1 protein-coding gene is annotated in these 255 nt (G+C 56.5%); it reads left to right on the top strand.

Annotated features, from left to right (window positions below; all coding sequences use genetic code 11):
• Positions 1 to 255 (top strand): hypothetical protein (locus ACO0LB_RS21045; protein ID WP_423052705.1); only part of this gene is annotated, 255 nt, incomplete at both ends.

The following is a 255-nucleotide window of genomic DNA, read 5'->3' as shown; positions in this document are numbered from 1 at the left end:
TCACCGTAGCCGCTCCTCTGGGAGCGACCACCTGGTCACTCGATACCACTCTGCTGGCAGGAAGTAACACCCTCCAGGTCCGGGTCGAAGATGTCGCCGGCAATGCCAGCACAGCACTCGTACAAAATTATCTCCTCGAAGTCCTCAACCAGGGCGACAATGGCTCTGGAACCCCGTCAGGCACACTGCCTGATGCTGACAACGATGGCATTCCACAAACCGTTGAAAACAATGTCCCCAATGTCAACGGCAGTG

Origin of the sequence: Undibacterium sp. SXout7W, assembly GCF_049339385.1 — a bacterium.
GTDB lineage: Bacteria > Pseudomonadota > Gammaproteobacteria > Burkholderiales > Burkholderiaceae_D > Undibacterium.
This window is presented reverse-complemented; position numbering and strand designations above follow the sequence as displayed.